Here is a 16417-nt window from a genome sequence, read left to right as displayed (position 1 = left end):
CGCAGCGTGGGGCGCGCTGCCCGGTGCCGCGCCGCGGCGCGGACACGACGGTGGGGGTGCGCCCGGCCCGGACATGCAGGTGCCCGGACCCCCCACCGCGAGGGCCCGGACACCGGCAGGGGCGGCTACTCGCCGCCCACGTCCAGCAGGATCTTCCCGTAGTGCTTGCGAGCGACCAGCTCCTCCTGCGCCTTGGCCGCCTCCGCGAGCGGGTACACCGAGTGCACCCGCGGCGAGAACGTCCCGTTGGCGACGAGCCGCAGCACGTTGGTCATCTCGTCGCGCGTCTGGGTGTGCGAGGAGATGTAGGAGATGTGGCGCCGGAAGAACTCGATGATGTCGAACGGCACGACCTCACCCGCGTGGGCGCCGATGCTGATCAGGCGGGCGTAGGGCCGCATGACCTGCATCGACTTCCCGAACGCCTCGCCACCGACCACGTCGAACACCAGGTCCACCCCGCGCCCGCCGGTGGCCTCGAGCACCTCGGCGTACAGATCGGGGGAGGTCGTGTAGTTGATGACGTGGTCGGCGCCGTCGGCCTTGGCCCGCTCGAGCGTCGCGTCCTGGCTCGCGGTGCCGATCACCGTGGCACCCGCCGCCTTGCAGATCTGCAGCGCCGCCGACGCGACACCGGAGCCGATCGAGTGGATCAGCACCGTCTCGCCGAGCTTCAGCCCGCCCCGCGGGACGAGCGCGTGGTAGGCCGTGCCGAACGCCGTCAGCGAGGCGGCGGCGTCGGCGAACGCGAGCCCGTCGGGAAGGGGCAGGCAGTGGTTCGCCGGCGTCAGCAGCTTCTCCGCGTACGCGCCGCGGATGTGCTCGCCGTAGAGCCGCCGGTTCTCGCACAGGTTGTCCTGCCCGCGCTTGCACCACTCGCAGTACCCGCAGGTGCGGATGTAGGAGACCGCGACGCGGTCGCCGACCTTCGGCGACTCGACGCCCTCACCGACCGAGGAGACGACACCCGCGCACTCCAGCCCGAGGATGTGCGGCATCTCGAAGTCGAAACGCGACACCCCCTCGCGGATGTCGATGTCGACGTGGTTGAGCGCGGTGAACCGCACGTCGACGACGACCTCGCCCGGCCCCGCGACCGGGTCGGGCATGTCGGTGTAGCGCAGGACCTCCGGGCCGCCGAAGGTGTCGAAGACGACGGCCTTCACCGGTACGCCCCCGCCGTGACGGAGGAGATCGCGGCGATCGCCTCGTCGCTGCTGACGACGTCGGCGTACTTGCCGTCGAGGTCGATCAGGTTGGCGCGGTGCTGCTCGGGGCTGCGGTCACCGACGGCGTCGGCGACCACGACGGAGCGGAACCCGTAGGCCTGTGCGTCGACGGCGGTCTGGCGCACGCAGCCCGACGTCGAGCAGCCCACGTTGATGATCGTGTCGATCCCGCGCTTCTGCAGCACCTGCTGCAGCTCGGTGCCGATGAACGAGCTGCTGTGCCGCTTGGTCAGCAGGTAGTCGCCGTCCTGCATGGCGACCCGCTCGTCGATCTCGACCCAGCGGCTGCCCAGCGTCAGCGCGCCGAGCGCCGGCACCTTCTCGACGAACAGCCCGCCGTCGGCGAGGTCCGGGCGGAAGGCGACCCGGGTGTAGATGATCGGCACCGCGGCCTCGCGGGCCGCCGCGAGGATCGTCTTCGTGACCTCGATCGGCGCGTCCTGGTTGGCCGAGCCGAGCGGGCACTCGGGGTCGGTCATGCCGTACTGGAAGTCGATCACCAGCACGCACGGCGAGGACCCGAAGCCGGTGCGACGGCGCATCCCGCGGGAGGCGTAGTCGTCGAGTGTCGCGTCGTCGATCGCGGCGCGGCCCGTCGCCGCGTCGGTCACGGTCATCAGAACGTCTCGGGCGTCGTCGCCGGGACGAAGCGGCCGACGTTCTGCGGGCCGACGAACTCGCCCTTGTCGATCATGACGTTGCCGCGCAGGATCGTCGTGACGGGAAGGCCGTTGACGTCCCAGCCGTCCCAGTTGCTGTAGTCGCAGTCCGAGTGCAGGTTCTCGCCCTGCTTGTAGGTGTGGGTGAAGCCGTCGTCCATGATCACGATGTCGGCGTCGGCGCCCGGGCGCAGCACGCCCTTCGTGCCGTAGATGCCGAACAGGCGCGCCGGGTTGGCCGCGGTCAGCTCGACGAACCGGGGGACCGACAGCGTGCGGGCGCGCACACCCTCGGACCAGAACACCGACATGCGCGTCTCGACGGAGTTCGTCCCGCCGGTGACGTTGTCGACGGTGTCACCCATCATCTTGTTGTCCCACGGGATCGTGTAGTCGTCACTGGCCAGCGTGTGCAGGCTGCCGTCCTGGCACGCCGCCCAGAGGGCGTCGCGGTGCTCGATCGACTTGTTGGGCGGGTAGTTCATGTAGCGCTGGCCGTTGGGCTTCTTGTACAGCTCGGGGTCGAACACCAGGTTGGGGTGCAGGACCTCGCCGAACGCGTGCGTGCCCTTCTCCCGGAACTCGCCGATCGCCTCGACGGACTCCTTGGCGGAGACGTGGACGATGTAGAGCGGGGAGCCGGTGCGCTGCGACAGCAGCAGCATGCGCCGGATCGCGGCCTCCTCGGCCAGCGGCGGACGGGCCTCACCGATGTTGGAGAAGTGCTCGCGGCCCTCGCTGTAGAGCTTGCGGACGTTGTAGTCGATGATGCAGTCGTCCTCGCAGTGCACCATCACGATGCCGCCGTGCTTCTCGGTCTCGAGCATCGCCGAGTAGATGCGGCCGTCGTCGGTCATCATGCCGCCGATGGCCTCGGAGCCCCCGAACGTCGTGAAGAACTTGAACGACGTCACGCCGCCGCTGACGGCCTCGCGGATGCGGTCGGCGTTGGACTGCGGCCAGTTGCCCGTCATGATCGCGTGCAGGGCGTAGTCGCTGTAGAGGTTCTGCGAGTTCGTCTTGTCCATCTTCGACTGGATGGACTCGACGAGGTCCTCCTCGCCCCACGAGATCGAGAAGTCGATGTAGGTCGTGGTGCCGCCCCAGAGGCCGGCCCGCGAGCCCGCCTCCGACGACTGGGCCTTCATGGCCTCGGAGATCTGCAGGTCGTAGTGCACGTGACTGTCGATGCCGCCCGGCAGCACGTACCGACCGGCGGCGTCGACGACGGTCGCCGCACCGGTCTCGGTGAACTGGCCGTGCGTGCCGACCGCGACGATCTTCTCGTCCTTGACGGCGATGTCGAGAGGCTGCACCGTGCGGTCGTCGGCGACCAGCCCGTTGGTGACGATGAGGTCGTACATTCTCGCTCCCTTGCCCTGCGGTGGGTTGTAGCTCAGATGGCCCCGACGTCCTTGAGCTTCTGGTACTCCTCCTGCGACAGCCCCACCTCGTCGAGGTAGAAGCTCTCGTTGTCCTGTCCCATCACGCCACCGAGGTGGCTGACCCCGCCCGGGGTCTCCGACAGCCGCGGGTGCACGTGTGTCACCGACGTCGGTCCTAGCTCCGGGTCGTCGATGCGCTGCAGCAGCTGGCGGGCCTGGAAGTGCGGGTGCTCGGCGACCTGCTTGATGTCGTGCACCGCCGCCGCGGCGACACGCGCCTCCTCGAAGCGGCGCAGCACCTCCTCCTGCGGGTGCTTCGCCACGAACTCGGCGATGGCCTCGTCGAGGTCCGCGACGTTGCGCAGCCGCGTCTCGTTGTCGAGGAAGCGGGGGTCGGTGATGAGCTCGGGGCGCTCCATGACCCGGAACATGCGCTCCACGATGGCCTGGGTGCCGCCGGAGATCGAGATCCAGTGCCCGTCCGAGCACTGGTAGGTGTTGCGCGGCGCGAGGTCGGCCAGGCGGTTGCCGGAACGCTGGCGCACGACGCCGCGCTTCTCCCAGTCGAGCATCGTGTAGTCGATCAGCCGGTAGGTGGCCTCGGTGATCGCGTTGTCGATGACCTGGCCCTTGCCGCCGTTGACGTCACGCCAGTAGACGGCGGCGAGGACGGCCATCGCCCCGGTCAGGGCGGCGACGCCGTCGGCCAGCGGGTAGCCCGCGATCGACGGCGGCCGGTCGTCGGCACCGGTGATGTAGGCGAGGCCGGAGAAGCCCTCGGCGAGCGTGCCGAACCCGGGGCGCTCGGCGAACGGGCCGGTCTGCCCGTAGCCCGAGGTGCGCAGGATGATCAGCTTCGGGTTGATCTCCTGGAGGACCTCGGGGGACAGGCCCCACCGCTCCATGACGCCCGGGCGGAAGTTCTCGATGAGGATGTCGAACTCCGGGACCAGCTTGCGCACGAGCTCCTGGCCCTCGGGCTTGTTCAGCGCCAGGGTGATCAGCCGCTTGTTGCGCGCCAAGGTCTTCCACGCCAGCGACACGCCCTCGAACTGGGTGCCCCACTTGCGGACCGGGTCACCGGTGCCGGGCAGTTCCGCCTTGACGACGTCGGCGCCGTAGTCGGCGAGGTAGGTCGCGGCCCACGGCGCCGCCATCATCGTGGCCAGGTCGAGGACGCGCAGGCCCTCGAGCGCGCCGCGCCCCTTCTCGACGGGCGAGAGCGCCGAGACGTCGACGGTGTGCTCTGTCATGACAACCTTCCGGTCTGCCCTGGTGGGCGTGGGCGCTGGTCAGCGAGTGGGGATGGCGGCGCGGGCGGTGTGCCAGTCGGTGACGTCCTGGTAGGCGCACGCGATCTGGAACAGGACGGCCTCGCCGAAGCGGGGCGCGGAGAGCGCGACCCCGACCGGCAGGCCGCTGCGGGGATGGAAGCCAATCGGCAGGCTCAGCGTCGGCCCGTCGTGCAGGGCCCACGGGTAGGTGATCCGGCCGAGCTGCAGCGTCTGCGCGCGGGAGTCGGGGCCACCGGCCATCGGGACGTCGACGGGCACGACGGGGGTGACGATGACGTCGAGATCGGCGAACACGCGCGCGAGACGGGCGCGGTACCCGGTCCGGAACGCCAGGGAGCGGACGAGGTCCACGGCAGGGACGTCGAGGCCGGCGGAGATGCGGCCGAAAACGTCGGGGGAGAAGTGGTCGGGGTGGGCGAGCAGTCGCTCCTGGTGGAACGACGCCCCCTCGCTGCCGACGATGCGCGTCCAGGCCTCGTGCGCGCCGGTGGCGCCGAAGTCGGGGACGTCGGCGGTGGTGGTGCCCTGGTCGGAGAGCCAGCCGAGGAACGTCTCGATGCGCTCGCCGACACCGTCGTCGAGGTCGTCGAAGAAGAACGACCGCGCCACGCCGACGGTGAGGCCGTCGAGCGGCTTGCCGATCGCCGAGGTGGCGGGCGCGCCCGTCGACACCACGGAGTAGGGGTCGGCCGGGTCGAACCCGGTGAGGGCCTCGGTGAGGCGGGCGGCGTCGACCGCGCGCCGCGCCATCGGGCCCACGGTGTCCTGGGTCTTCGCGGCGGGCAGTACGCCGTCGATGGAGATGGAGCCGACACTGGGGCGCAGCCCGACGACGCCGTTGAGCGCGGCGGGGATCCGGACCGAGGCACCGGTGTCGGTGCCCAGCGCGAGGTCGCAGTAGCCGGCGGCGATCGCGGCGCCGGAACCACCGGAGGAGCCGCCGGGGATACGGTCGAGGTCCCAGGGGTTGCGGCAGGCGCCGTAGGTCAGGTTCTGCGTCGTCGCGCCCCAGGCCAGCTCGGCCATGTTCAGCTTCGCGTTGACGACGGCTCCCGCCGCGCGCAGCCGTCGCACGACGGTCGCGTCGGCGGACGCGACGTTGTCGGACAGGAAGGAGGCGCCTGCGGTGGTCCGGACCCCGGCGACGTCGATGTTGTCCTTGAGCGCGACCAGGACACCGTCGAGCGGGCCCAGCGCGGCGCCCGTGGCGCGGCGCTCGGCGGCGGCCACGGCGTCGGCGCGCGAGGAGTCCACCCAGGTGATGACGGCCCGGACGCGGTCGTCGACCTCCTGGTACCGCGAGTGTGCGGCGTCCCAGCCCTGGGGGCCGCCGAGCGGTGCGTGGTCGTCGGGGAGCTGCACGCCCGACCTCCTGTCGTCGAGGGACGCCGTCGACCCGGCGCGGCTGCCCCAAACTGTATGCAACCCGCGGTTGTGGAGTCAACGGCCGAAAACGTGGTCCCGATGCTGAATCCGCAGCCAGCAGGCGCAGCGACGCGTAACCCGCCGGAAACAGTCGTGCGGATCGCGCGCCGTGAACTGTGCACAAAGTTCGACGATTCTCAGGGTTTCGGAGCCCGCGTGGGTGGCGCAGGCCGCGCGGACCTGTACCGTCTCGCCGGGTGACGTCGAGTAACGAACGGGCGGCCGACCGGGCGTACCGCATGATCCGGGCGGACATCATGTCCGGTGACCTGGAGGGCGGTTCCCGCCTGGGCGAGGCCAACATGGCAGAACGCTACGGCCTGTCCCGGACCCCGGTCCGGGAGGCGCTGCGCCGCTTGCAGTCCGAGGGGCTCATCGAAGCACTGCCCCATCGCGGTGCCCGGGTGGTCGACTGGCGCTCGCTCGACATCGCCGCGATCTACGACCTGCGCGCGGTGGTCGAGGGCTTCTTCGTCCGCCGCGCCGCGCTGACGATGTCCGAGGCCGACATCGACCGCCTCGCGGAGCTGTGCGACGAGGTCGAACGCAGCGCCGCGGCGCTGCCGCTCGGCGACCCCGAGCTCATCGACCTCACCGCGGCGTTCAACCGTGAGTTCCACGGCTCGATCGCCCGGGCGGCCGGCGGCGAGATCTTCGCCGCGGTGCGCGGCAGCGTCGTCATCGGCCCGCTGATGCTGCGTACCGTGCACGACTACACCCGCGAGGACCAGCAGCGCAGCAACCGGCACCACCGCGAGATCATCGCCGCGTTCCGCGCCCGCAGCCCCGAGTGGGCCGAGTCCGTGATGCTCGCCCACGTCTACTCGGCGAAGTCCAGGCTGCTCGAGGGACGCGAGCAGGTGTTCGGTCCCGCTTCCGTCGAAGCGAGCTGACTGCATACAATTCGCGGGCTTTCCTGCTGCGCGCCGGTTTCGCCGAGCGTTGCCTGCCCCCGAACGGAGCCCGCATGGCCGTGACGCCTGCCCCCGCCTCCTACGACGTCGTCGTCCTGCCCGGCGACGGCATCGGCGTCGAGGTCATGGACGCGGGTGTCGCCGTCCTGCGCGCCGTCGCCGAACCACTCGGCCTCCGCTTCGATCTCGCCTTCCACCAGGCCGGAGCCGGCGCATACAAGGAGACCGGCGTCGCGATCGCCGACTCGGTCATGACGGCGGCCGGCGACGCCGACGCCGTCCTGTTCGGGGCGATGGGCCTGCCCGACGTCCGCCGCGACGACGGGACCGAGGTCGCCCCGCAGATCGACCTCCGCGAACGCTTCGGCCTGGTCGCCGGTGTTCGACCCGCGACGCTGCTACCTGGCATTGCCCCGGTCTTGTATGCACCGAAGATCGATCTGGTCACCGTGCGGGAGAGCACCGAAGGCCTCTTCGCCGGCCGCAACGACCCGCCTTCGGCCGACCCGGACGTCGAGCACGACCGCATGACCGTCACCCGCGCGGCCAGCGAGACCCTGTTCGAGGTCTCCTTCACCCTCGCCGCCGCCCGCCGCCGCGCCGGCGGACCCGGCCGGGTCACGTTGTTCGACAAGGCCAACGTGCTCAAGAGCCAGGCGTTCCTGCGCCGCATCTTCGACGAGGTCGCCGAGCGCCACCCCGGCATCGAGACCGAGCGGATCTACGTCGACGCCGGCGTCATGATGATGGTCCGCGAACCCGAACGGTTCGACGTCGTCGTCATGGAGAACATGTTCGGCGACATCGTGTCCGACCTCGCCGCGGGCATCACCGGCGGACTCGGCCTCGCCCCGTCGGCCGACATCGGCCGCGACCACGCCGTCTTCCAGCCCTGCCACGGCAGCGCCCCCGACATCGCCGGACGCGACCTCGCCAACCCCGTCGGGATGATCCTCTCGGTCGCGATGATGCTCGACTGGCTCGGCGACCGGCACCAGGACACCCGCTGCACCGACGCCGCCCGCCGCGTCCGCACCGCCGTCGGCGACACCCTCGCCGCCGGGACCCGCACCCGCGACGTCGGTGGCACCGCGGGCACGACGTCGTTCACCGAGGCGGTCGTCGCCGCGCTCCGACCGTCGCCCCTCACGATCTCGCGGACTCCGTGAGGTCGCGGTCGGGCAGGCCGCCCAGGGTCGCGAAGGCGGACAGGTAGGGCTCGACGTCGCCGCGGGTCGTCCACGACCGCAGCTGCGCCGCGGACCGTCGGCCGACCAGGGCCCGCGCGAGGTCGAAGTCGGAGGCCTCGACGACGACCACCGGGTCGGCACCGGAGTCCCACGACCATGTCCCGCCCCTCAGCGCAACCGGCGGCAGACCGTCCACGGCCGCGGCGAAACGGGGCAAAAAGCGGTCACGGACGGCGATCAGGCCCGCGGTGTCCTGCCCACCCGGGACGCCGAGGGCACCGCGCAGGTCCTGCTCGTGGATGATCACGTCGCCCAGCGGGCGGGGACCGTTGGCGCGCATCCAGGCCCGCAGCGGGTCGGCGACCTCCTCCCACTCCGCGACCAGCGACGCGACGTCCCGCCCGCGGCGCGCCACGACCTGCGCCTGCGTCCACGCCGCACCGTGGTCGTCGGGCTCGTTGCCCGCGACGACGTCGGCCCCGAGGCCGACCATGTGCGAGAACAGGTCGCGCACCGTCCAGTCCGGGCACGCCGGCACGGTCGTCGCCGCCTGCTCCGCGGTGAGCCCCGCCACCAGCTCGACGACCCGGCGCTGCGCGTTCGTCCACTCCTCGATCGGATCCACGCCGCCAGCCAACCACCGCCGACCACGTGGCGCGCGGACCGGTTTTCCGGAGATCCGGGACGAACCAGGACGAACAGCGCCGGCTCCGGTAGTGCCGGCGGCCCGTCGTGCGACTACTCGTCAGAGCGCCGACGAAACGGGACGAGAATGACCGGGCTGATCCCCTTCACCAGCAACTTCTCCGACATGAGCACGAACGAGGGCTACCAGTTCGAGTTCCGCTGCCAGCGCTGCGGTAACGGTTTCCGGTCGCGGTTCCGGCCGTCTGCGGTCACTGCGGCACGCCTCCCTGAAGGGTCAGCGCCTGGCCACGACCCAGCGGAACGCGCTCGCCAACAGGTAGGACCCGTCGGTGGCGCGGTGCGGCGCGGCGGCGTCGAGGATGGCGGCGCGCACGGCGTCGGTGCCGATCTGCTCGATCGTCGCGACGACGCTGCCCGCCGACATCAGGCCGGGCAGGAGGGTCGCGTCGTCCGGTGGAGCCCACGGGACGGCGTCGTCACCGACCGCGGTGCCGTGCCCGAGCCCCCTGGCGTCGGCCACGGCCTCCCAGACGGGCGCGGTCATCGGCGCGTGGTGCTCGGCCCGGGCCGCGCGCCCACCGACCAGCGCCGCCCGTACGTGCGGGCGACGCCATCCGGCCCGGTCACGCCGCACCGCGCGGGGCCGGGTAGTCCCGCAGGTCGACGTCGGTCGCGTAGCCGTCGGTCATCCTCATCATGAGCAGGAGCATCGGCCGGAACCGGAACAGGGCGTTGCGCACCCACATGCCGTGGCGGGTGCGGGGCGCGAGGAACGGGCCCGCGTTGCCCTTCTCCGCGACCTTCGCGTAGCGGCGCATGACCTCTTCGTACTCCGCGAACGCCACCCGGTGGTCACCGCGGGCGGCGGCCAGCTCGCCGGCGAGGACGTGGGCGCCGACGACCGCCAGGCCGGTCCCGAAGCCGCCCAGCGTGTTGCCCCACGCCGAGTCGCCGAGCAGCACGATCCGCCCCGACGAGTACCGGTCGATGCGGACCTGGCTGATCGAGTCGAGGTAGAACCCCGTCGACCCCGGCAGCTTGTCGACGATGTCGCCCACCCGCCAGCCGGCGCCCCGGTAGGCCTCGGCGAGCAGCCGCTGCTGGGCGGGGGCGTCGTCGCGGACGGCGTCGAACCGGGCGGCGGTGTCCGTTGTCGCGAAGACGAAGAACGCGGGAGCCTTCGGACCGCCGACCGCGCACATGCGGCCGCGCTCGTTGTACATGACGGCGCCGTTCGTGCCCCCGACCGCGCCGACGTCGGCCAGCGCATAGTGGAAGCCGAGGTGGCGCACGTAGTCGGCCTCCGGCCCGAACGCGACGCGGCGGACCGCGGAGTGTATGCCGTCGGCGCCGACGACCAGGTCGAACGTCCGCGGTGCGGCGGTGCGGAAGGTGATGTGCACGCCGTCGGCGGTCTCGGTGAGCGAGGTGACCGTGTCACCGAAGACGTACTCGCAGTCCTCGACGGTGCGCTCGTAGAGCAGGGCGGCCAGGTCGCCGCGCCGGATCTCGACGTCGCCGCCGGTGAAGTCGCCGGGGATGACGGTGACGGCGCGGCCCCCGGCGTCGATGACGGTCTGGTCGTGGCCGCCGGTCGCCCGGCGCTCGATCTCCTCGTAGAGGCCCATCCTGTCGAGGACGGCGCGGTGGACGGCGCCCTTGAAGTCGACGGCCTGACCGCCGGTGCGCAGCTCGGGCGCCCGTTCCACGACCGTGACGGTCGCGCCGTAGCGGACGAGCCACCAGGCGAGTGCGGGGCCCGCGACGCCGGCGCCGGAGATGAGGACGGTGGTGCCGGTCAGGTCGTTGTTCGTCATGCCCCGAACGGTCGCGCGCACCGCTGACAGCCGGCCGACACTGCGCTGACAGGCTCACCGGGTCCGGAGGGCCTCGTCGCGGGGGAGTGCGGCGCCGCGGGCCCAGGCGGCGGAGAAGGCGTCGGGGCCCAGGGTGTCGCGGGCCGTCGCCGCCACGCGGGCGACGTGCGGGTCACCGGCCACCGCGGTGCCGCGCAGCGCGACCGCGACGCCGAGCAGGAACGGCGCCCGCTCGGGGTCCGTCGCCGCCAGCCCTTCGAGGGCATCGGCTCGTGCCGCGGCCGACAGGTGTGACGCCGCGAGCGCCGCCTCGTGGAGCCGGCGGGCCTCGGCGGGGTCGTCGGCGACGCGGCCGCGGGCTGTCAGGGCGGCCGGTCCCCGCCCGGCGCCGGCGAGTGCGGCGCGCGCCGCCCCGGCGTCGCCGCGCGCGATCGCGATCTCCGCCGACGCGAGGTGCGCCTGCTCCGGCAGCGGGTTGCGGCCCGCGGCGGTCCACAGGCCACGGGCGTGCGCGACGTCGGCCGCCGCGGCGGTGGTCTCGCCGCGCCGCAGCAGGCCCATCGCCCGGTGGCACAGCACCTCCGCGCACTCGTCGAGCGCGCCCAGTTCCTCCTGCAGCCGCAGCGCCTCCGACCACAGCTCGTGCGCGCGGGTCCACTCGCCGCGGCGGCTCGCGACGAGCGCCAGCCAGTCGAGCGCCTGCGCCCCGCCCCAACGCTCGCCCAGCTCACCGAACGCGTCGCGGGCTGCCGTCAGCTCCGGTTCGGCCTCCGCGGGGCGCCCGTCGAGCACGGCGAGCAACCCGCGGGAGAACCGCTCGAGGGCGAGACTCCAGGCGTCGGTACCGAGGATGCGCGGGCCGGGACCGCGGTCGTCGGGCGGGCCCGCGGCCATGCCCCACAGCGCGACGCCGAAGGGGTGGCGCAGCGAGCGGCCGGGGGTGCGCATGATCGTCTCGCCGCGCGCCCAGTGCTCCGGCGCCGCGCGCGGGACCGCGTGGGCGACGACGGCCGCGTACTCCTCGTCCATCCCCGCCGGCGGTTCGCCGTCGAGCAGCTCCGCCGCGACCGGGCCGGACCTGCTGTGCCTCCCGGACAGCCACCAGTACGCCGCCAGGGCCGCGACCAGCGCGAACGCGGTGGGCCGGTCGTGTGTGGCGGACCAGCGAAGCGCCGCGGTCGTGTTCGCGTCCTCGGCCGAGAGCCGCGCGAGCCAGCGGAGCTGGTCGGCACGGCGCAGCTGCGGATCGGCCTCCCGGGCCAGGGCGAGGTGGTAGCGGGCGTGGGCGGCGGCGGTCGTCTCGCGCTCCCCGGCGTCGTCGAGCCGGGCCAGGCAGAACAGGCGGACCGTCTCGAGCATCCGGTAGCGCTCGCCGTCGGTCTCGACGAGCGAGCGGTCGACGAGGTCGTCGAGGACGTCCCCGGGCACCCCGCACACGGGTTCGACGGCCTCGGCGGGTGCGCCACCCACGAAGATCGCGAACCGCCGGGCGAGGGTCTGCTCCGCCACGTCGAGCAGGTCCCAGCTCCAGGCGACGACGGCCTCCAGCGTGCGGTGCCGGGCGTCGGCGGTCGGGTCGCCGCGGGACAGGACCCGGAACCGGTCGTGCTCGGAGAGCTTGCGCGCCAACGTGTCCACCCCGAACTGCCGCAGCCGCGCCGCGGCCAGCTCGATGGCCAGGGGAAGACCGTCGAGGTCCGCGCAGACGGCCTGGACCGCGGCGCGGTTGTCGTCGTCGACGACGAAGCCCGGCCGCACGGCCGCGGCGCGTTCGGCGAAGAGCCGCACGGCGTCCGGGAGCGGCCCCAGCGGCAGCAGGGTCTCGCCGGTGAGCCCGAGGGGTTCCCGGCTCGTAGCCACGATCCGTGTTCCGGGGCACGCCGTCAGCACCTCGCGGGCGAGGGTGGCCGCGGCGGCGACGACCTGTTCGCAGTTGTCGAGGACCAGCAGCAGATCCTGATCGACGAGCGCCGCGACGAGGCGGTCGAGCGGGGCGCCGGTGGCGGTGGCGGTGGCGGTGGGTGAGTCTCGCACCCCGAGCGCGGCGAGGACGGTGGCGGCGACGGCGTCGCGGCCCGCCGACGGTCCGAGTGGGGCGAGGTCGACCCAGCACCCGTCGCGGGCCGCGTGCTCGGCGGCCAGCCGTGTCTTCCCCATGCCGCCGGGCCCCACGATCGTCACGAGCCTGGTGGCGTCGAGTGCGGCGAGCCGGTCGAGCTCCGCCGCGCGTCCGACGAACGACGTCAGCTGAGCAGGTGCCCGGCGGCGCCGTGGCGGGGCGGGGTGCTCGGCCCGCAGGATCGAGGTGTGCACCTCGGCGAGCTGCGGTGACGGGTCGGCGCCCAGCTCGGCGCGCAGCAGCCTGCGGACCTTCTCGTACTCCTCCAACGCCTCCGCCGGCCGGCCCGCGGCGTGCAGCGCGCGCATCAGCAGCCCGCGCAGGCGTTCCCGCAACGGGTGCTCGGCGGCGAGCTGCTGCAACGTCGCGACGGGAATGCCGCCCGGCAGCGCCAGCTCGGCCTCCGCGAGGTCCTCCCGGGCGTCCAGGCGCAGCTCGTCGAGGCGGGTGGCGTCGGGTCCGGGCGGAAGGTCCGGTACCGCGGGCCCGCGCCACAACGCGAGCGCGTCACGCAGGGCGGCGGCGGCGTCCGCCGGCGCCCCCGAGCGCAGCAGCCGACGACCGGCGGCGGCGAGCCTTGCGAACAGCAGCGCGTCGACGTCGTCGGGTTCGGCGACGATCCGGTAGCCGCCGCCGGTGAACTCGATCGTCCCCGGCGGCAGCGCCCGCCGCAGCCGCGACACCTGCGCCTGCACGGCGTTGGCGGCGTCCGTGGGGAGGTCGTCCCCGTACTGGCCGTCGACCAGCGCGTCCACACCCACGACCCGGCCCGCCTGCAGCAGCAGCATCGCCAGCAGGGCCCGGGGGCGGGGGCCGCCGACGGCGACGTCCTCACCCGCGTCGGTGCGGACCTGCAGCGGTCCGAGGATGCCGAACTGCACCTCCCGCATCCTGCCCCACGTACCGGCCGACGGCGGCGCGCGGTGGTTCGAGCGCACCCGCACGGTCGCCGGACGGCGCCGGGCCACAGTGGGGTTGCGCGCGTGTCACCGCCGGTCGGGCCTCGCCCACAGGCAGGATGCGGCGATGGCGTCGTACACCGTCAACCCGGACGCCGTCGCGTACGCGCGGCGGCTGATCGACTCCCGGCAGTACGTGCTCAGCAGCCGTTGGGGCGACGTGCAGCCGAGCGCCGAGCAGGAGAACGACTACCTCGAGCGGCACTCCTGGGACGACTACGCGGGCTGGCACCTCGGGCTCACGGAGGGCGCGAAGGACGAGACGAAGGCCCGGTACGCGTTCGTGTTCGGCGACTTCCGCCGCATCCACCGGATGGGCATCATCGCCTGCCACTACCGGGCCGCGGAGTGGCGACACAAGGAGGTCGAGCTCGCCGCGCACGAGCTGCTGCAGTACCTCGTCGCCGCGACCGCCCCGGGAGCGCGCTGAGCAGCTCGGGCCCACCGCGCAATGTCCACTACGGCCCGAGTCGTTCAGCACCCTCCCCGCCGAGCTCGGCCAGCACCTCCGCGGTGTGTTCGCCCAGCGTCGGGGGGTTGCGCAGCACGACGTCGGGGGACAGGAACGGCAGCCGCGGCAGGGCCGGGGCGCCGTCGGGGGCGCCGACGGGGTCGACGAGCAGCCGGCGTTCCTGCGCGACGGGGGTGGCGAGGGCCTCGTCGAGCCGGTTGACCGCGGACACCGGGACCTTCGCGTCGCCGAGGAGCCCCTCCAGGTCGCGCCGCGAGTACCGGGACGTCCGCGCCTCCAGCAGCCCGTGCAGCGCCTCCCGGTGCACGACGCGTTCGCCGACGGACCCGAACCGTGGGTCGTCGGCGACCCCGGGGACACCGAGGGCGACGCACATCCGCCGGAAGATGGCGTCGTTGCCGGCGGCGACCATCAGCTCGCCGTCGGCGCACCGGAACGTCTCGTAGGGGGCGGCCATCGGCGTGACCGCGCCGGTCTTGACCGGTGGGCGGCCCGTCGCGACGAGGTTGACCAGCTGGTGGCACATGAGCGCGAACCCGGAGTCGACGAGCGCCATCTCGACCCGCTCGCCCCGGCCCGTCCGTGACCGGCGCGCCAGCGCCGACATGATCCCCATGGCCGCCCACATGCCGGTGGTGATGTCGACGACCGACGCCGGCACCCGCGCCGAGGGCCCACCGGGGTGGCCGGTGGCGTCGACGAGCCCGGTGAAGGCCTGCACCACGGGGTCGTAGCCGGGCAGCTCCGCGCCGAGCGGGCCGCGGCCGAAGGCGGACACCGAACAGTGGACGAGCCGCGGGTTGCGCGCCGACAGCGTCTCCCACGACAGCCCGAGCTTGTCGAACTTCCCCGGCCGGTAGCTCTCCATGACGACGTCGGCCCGGTCGCACAGGCGCAACGCGGCCTCACGACCCGAGTCGGTCGTGAGGTCGAGGACGACGCTGCGCTTGTTGCGGTTGAACGTCGTGTAGATCGTCGAGATGCCGTCGTCGGCGAAGGGGGCGAGGCGGCGGGAGTCGTCGCCACCGGGGCGTTCCACCTTGACGACGTCCGCGCCCTGGTCGGCGAGGATCATCGCGGCGAAGGGCCCGGCGATCATGGCGGTGAAGTCGACGACCCGCAGGCCTGCATACGTCGAGCCCTGGGCGTTCACGGCAGCCGGGGGTCGAGGACGGGCTTGATCTCGGCCATGGCGCGCATGGCGGCCATCGCCCGGTCGAGCTCGGACAGGCCGTAGGTGGTCCCGAGGACGCGGTTCCAGTCGAAACGGTCGGAGTGGCGGTCGAGCGCGTCGAGGGCGACGGCGTAGTCGCCGATGTCGCCGCTCATCGAGCCGCGCAGCCGCAGCCCGTACCCGACGATCCGGGCGACGTCGACCTGCTGGCGGTCGCCGCCGAGGGTGCCCATGAGGACGTAGCGGCCGTTGCGCCCCATCATGTCGACGCCCTCGGCCGCGGCGCCGGGTGCGCCCGCCATCTCGAACCCGACGCTCGGGCCGCCGCCGGTGAGGTCACGGACCAGCTCGATGCGCGACTCGGGGTCGGGGTGCTCGTCGACGGACACGACGTCGGTGGCGCCCCATTCCTGGGCGAGGGCGAGGCGGTCGGCGGGCCCGCCGACGACGACGAGCCTGCGGGGCCCGTGCAGGGAGGCGAGCGCCGTCGTGAAGAGCCCGACCGGGCCGGCGCCCAGGACGAGGACGGTGTCGGTGAATTCGATGCGTCCCATGACGTCCAGGGCCCGCACCACCGTGCGGACCGCGCAGCTGCCGGCCGCGGCCCAGGTGCTCTCGACACCGTCGGGGACCACCAGCCGCCCGGCGCGGGGGACGACGTAGCCGACCTCGGCGAACGTGCCGGTGAAGTGGGGCGGGCGGCTGCAGTCGGACATGTAGCCGATGTAGCGCTGCGGGCACAGCGTCGGCTCCTTGTCGAGCGTGCACTGGCGACAGCGCCCGCACGGGGTGTGCGCCCAGACGACCCGGTCGCCGATCCGGACCGGGTTGCCGAGACTGTCGACGTCGGCACCCGCACCGATCGCCGTGACGCGCCCGGCCATCTCGTGGCCGAGGATCAGGGGCAGGGAGATCGGGAGGCGCCCTTCGAGGTCACCGGCCCACACGTGCACGTCGGAGCCGCACACGGTGGCGGCCTCGATGTCGACGACGAGCGCCCCGGGTTCGGGTTCGGGGCGCGGGAACGTCTCGACGGTGAAGGGGGCGCGGTACTCGGTGAGGACGGCTGCTCTGGCGTCGGTCACGCTCTCTTCCTAGCCGATGACGCGGCGCCGCGCCGGGCTCTCCGGG

The 16417-nt window shown here is 73.1% G+C and carries 14 protein-coding genes; 3 read left to right on the top strand and 11 right to left on the bottom strand.

Annotation, left to right across the window (positions count from 1 at the left end):
* Positions 1–125 precede the first annotated feature (125 nt).
* From AB7F12_RS15975 to AB7F12_RS15955, 5 genes are read right to left on the bottom strand one after another with little or no spacing between them, the layout of a single operon-like run.
* Positions 126–1166 (bottom strand): alcohol dehydrogenase catalytic domain-containing protein, encoded by a 1041-nt coding sequence (locus AB7F12_RS15975; protein ID WP_428500643.1) that lies wholly within the window; start codon positions 1164–1166, stop codon positions 126–128.
* On the bottom strand, positions 1163–1846 hold the full coding sequence (locus AB7F12_RS15970) for an isochorismatase family protein (RefSeq protein WP_428500644.1): 684 nt from the start codon (positions 1844–1846) through the stop codon (positions 1163–1165). Before AB7F12_RS15970 ends, AB7F12_RS15975 begins: the two co-directional genes overlap by 4 nt.
* On the bottom strand, positions 1846–3252 hold the full coding sequence (locus tag AB7F12_RS15965) for an amidohydrolase family protein (RefSeq protein ID WP_428500645.1): 1407 nt from the start codon (positions 3250–3252) through the stop codon (positions 1846–1848). The genes AB7F12_RS15970 and AB7F12_RS15965 overlap by 1 nt, the downstream gene beginning before the upstream one ends.
* Positions 3253–3284: 32 nt before the next feature.
* Complete coding sequence (locus AB7F12_RS15960; RefSeq protein ID WP_428500646.1) at positions 3285–4526, bottom strand: CaiB/BaiF CoA transferase family protein; 1242 nt, start codon at positions 4524–4526, stop codon at positions 3285–3287.
* A 39-nt stretch (positions 4527–4565) separates the two neighbouring features.
* Positions 4566–5930: an amidase gene (locus AB7F12_RS15955; RefSeq protein WP_428500647.1), complete on the bottom strand. Its 1365-nt coding sequence runs from the start codon at positions 5928–5930 to the stop codon at positions 4566–4568.
* A gap of 260 nt (positions 5931–6190) precedes the next feature.
* Here AB7F12_RS15955 and AB7F12_RS15950 point away from each other — a divergent pair, with 260 nt between their 5' ends.
* Both AB7F12_RS15950 and AB7F12_RS15945 read left to right on the top strand, forming a co-directional pair.
* A complete protein-coding gene (locus AB7F12_RS15950) occupies positions 6191–6886 on the top strand; it encodes a GntR family transcriptional regulator (protein ID WP_428500648.1) in 696 nt (231 codons plus the stop codon).
* 74 nt (positions 6887–6960) lie between these two features.
* Positions 6961–8076: an isocitrate/isopropylmalate dehydrogenase family protein gene (locus AB7F12_RS15945; protein WP_428500649.1), complete on the top strand. Its 1116-nt coding sequence runs from the start codon at positions 6961–6963 to the stop codon at positions 8074–8076.
* On the opposite strand, the gene AB7F12_RS15940 is transcribed toward AB7F12_RS15945, so the two are convergent.
* The 4 genes from AB7F12_RS15940 to AB7F12_RS15925 all read right to left on the bottom strand — a co-directional run bounded on the left by AB7F12_RS15940 (position 8054) and on the right by AB7F12_RS15925 (position 13562).
* Entirely contained in the window at positions 8054–8722 is a 669-nt protein-coding gene (locus AB7F12_RS15940; protein ID WP_428500650.1) for a maleylpyruvate isomerase family mycothiol-dependent enzyme, read from the bottom strand. The genes AB7F12_RS15945 and AB7F12_RS15940 overlap by 23 nt on opposite strands.
* A gap of 297 nt (positions 8723–9019) precedes the next feature.
* Positions 9020–9289 (bottom strand): hypothetical protein, encoded by a 270-nt coding sequence (locus tag AB7F12_RS15935; protein WP_428500651.1) that lies wholly within the window; start codon positions 9287–9289, stop codon positions 9020–9022.
* A gap of 79 nt (positions 9290–9368) precedes the next feature.
* Positions 9369–10562 carry an FAD-dependent monooxygenase gene (locus AB7F12_RS15930; RefSeq protein WP_428500652.1) on the bottom strand — a complete coding sequence of 398 codons (1194 nt, stop codon included), beginning with the start codon at positions 10560–10562 and terminating at the stop codon, positions 9369–9371.
* Between the two features lie 54 nt (positions 10563–10616).
* Positions 10617–13562 carry a BTAD domain-containing putative transcriptional regulator gene (locus AB7F12_RS15925; protein ID WP_428500653.1) on the bottom strand — a complete coding sequence of 982 codons (2946 nt, stop codon included), beginning with the start codon at positions 13560–13562 and terminating at the stop codon, positions 10617–10619.
* A 145-nt stretch (positions 13563–13707) separates the two neighbouring features.
* On the opposite strand from AB7F12_RS15925, the gene AB7F12_RS15920 reads away from it, so the two are divergent.
* Positions 13708–14070 (top strand): hypothetical protein, encoded by a 363-nt coding sequence (locus tag AB7F12_RS15920; RefSeq protein ID WP_428500654.1) that lies wholly within the window; start codon positions 13708–13710, stop codon positions 14068–14070.
* A 28-nt stretch (positions 14071–14098) separates the two neighbouring features.
* On the opposite strand, the gene AB7F12_RS15915 is transcribed toward AB7F12_RS15920, so the two are convergent.
* On the bottom strand, positions 14099–15265 hold the full coding sequence (locus AB7F12_RS15915; RefSeq protein WP_428500655.1) for a CaiB/BaiF CoA transferase family protein: 1167 nt from the start codon (positions 15263–15265) through the stop codon (positions 14099–14101).
* Entirely contained in the window at positions 15262–16371 is a 1110-nt protein-coding gene (locus tag AB7F12_RS15910; RefSeq protein ID WP_428517952.1) for a zinc-binding dehydrogenase, read from the bottom strand. The genes AB7F12_RS15915 and AB7F12_RS15910 overlap by 4 nt, the downstream gene beginning before the upstream one ends.
* Positions 16372–16417: the final 46 nt, after the last annotated feature.

It is taken from the genome of Pseudonocardia sp. (genome assembly GCF_050250275.1).
Lineage (GTDB): Bacteria > Actinomycetota > Actinomycetes > Mycobacteriales > Pseudonocardiaceae > Pseudonocardia.
This window is presented reverse-complemented; position numbering and strand designations above follow the sequence as displayed.

Excerpts from the sequence above, each read along its gene's own strand:
- AB7F12_RS15970 (WP_428500644.1), bottom strand. The coding sequence starts at position 1,846 with ATGACCGTGACCGACGCGGCGACGGGCCGCGCCGCGATCGACGACGCG.
- AB7F12_RS15965 (WP_428500645.1), bottom strand. The coding sequence starts at position 3,252 with ATGTACGACCTCATCGTCACCAACGGGCTGGTCGCCGACGACCGCACG.
- AB7F12_RS15960 (WP_428500646.1), bottom strand. The coding sequence starts at position 4,526 with ATGACAGAGCACACCGTCGACGTCTCGGCGCTCTCGCCCGTCGAGAAG.
- AB7F12_RS15945 (WP_428500649.1), top strand. The coding sequence starts at position 6,961 with ATGGCCGTGACGCCTGCCCCCGCCTCCTACGACGTCGTCGTCCTGCCC.
- AB7F12_RS15935 (WP_428500651.1), bottom strand. The coding sequence starts at position 9,289 with ATGACCGCGCCCGTCTGGGAGGCCGTGGCCGACGCCAGGGGGCTCGGG.
- AB7F12_RS15930 (WP_428500652.1), bottom strand. The coding sequence starts at position 10,562 with ATGACGAACAACGACCTGACCGGCACCACCGTCCTCATCTCCGGCGCC.
- AB7F12_RS15920 (WP_428500654.1), top strand. The coding sequence starts at position 13,708 with ATGGCGTCGTACACCGTCAACCCGGACGCCGTCGCGTACGCGCGGCGG.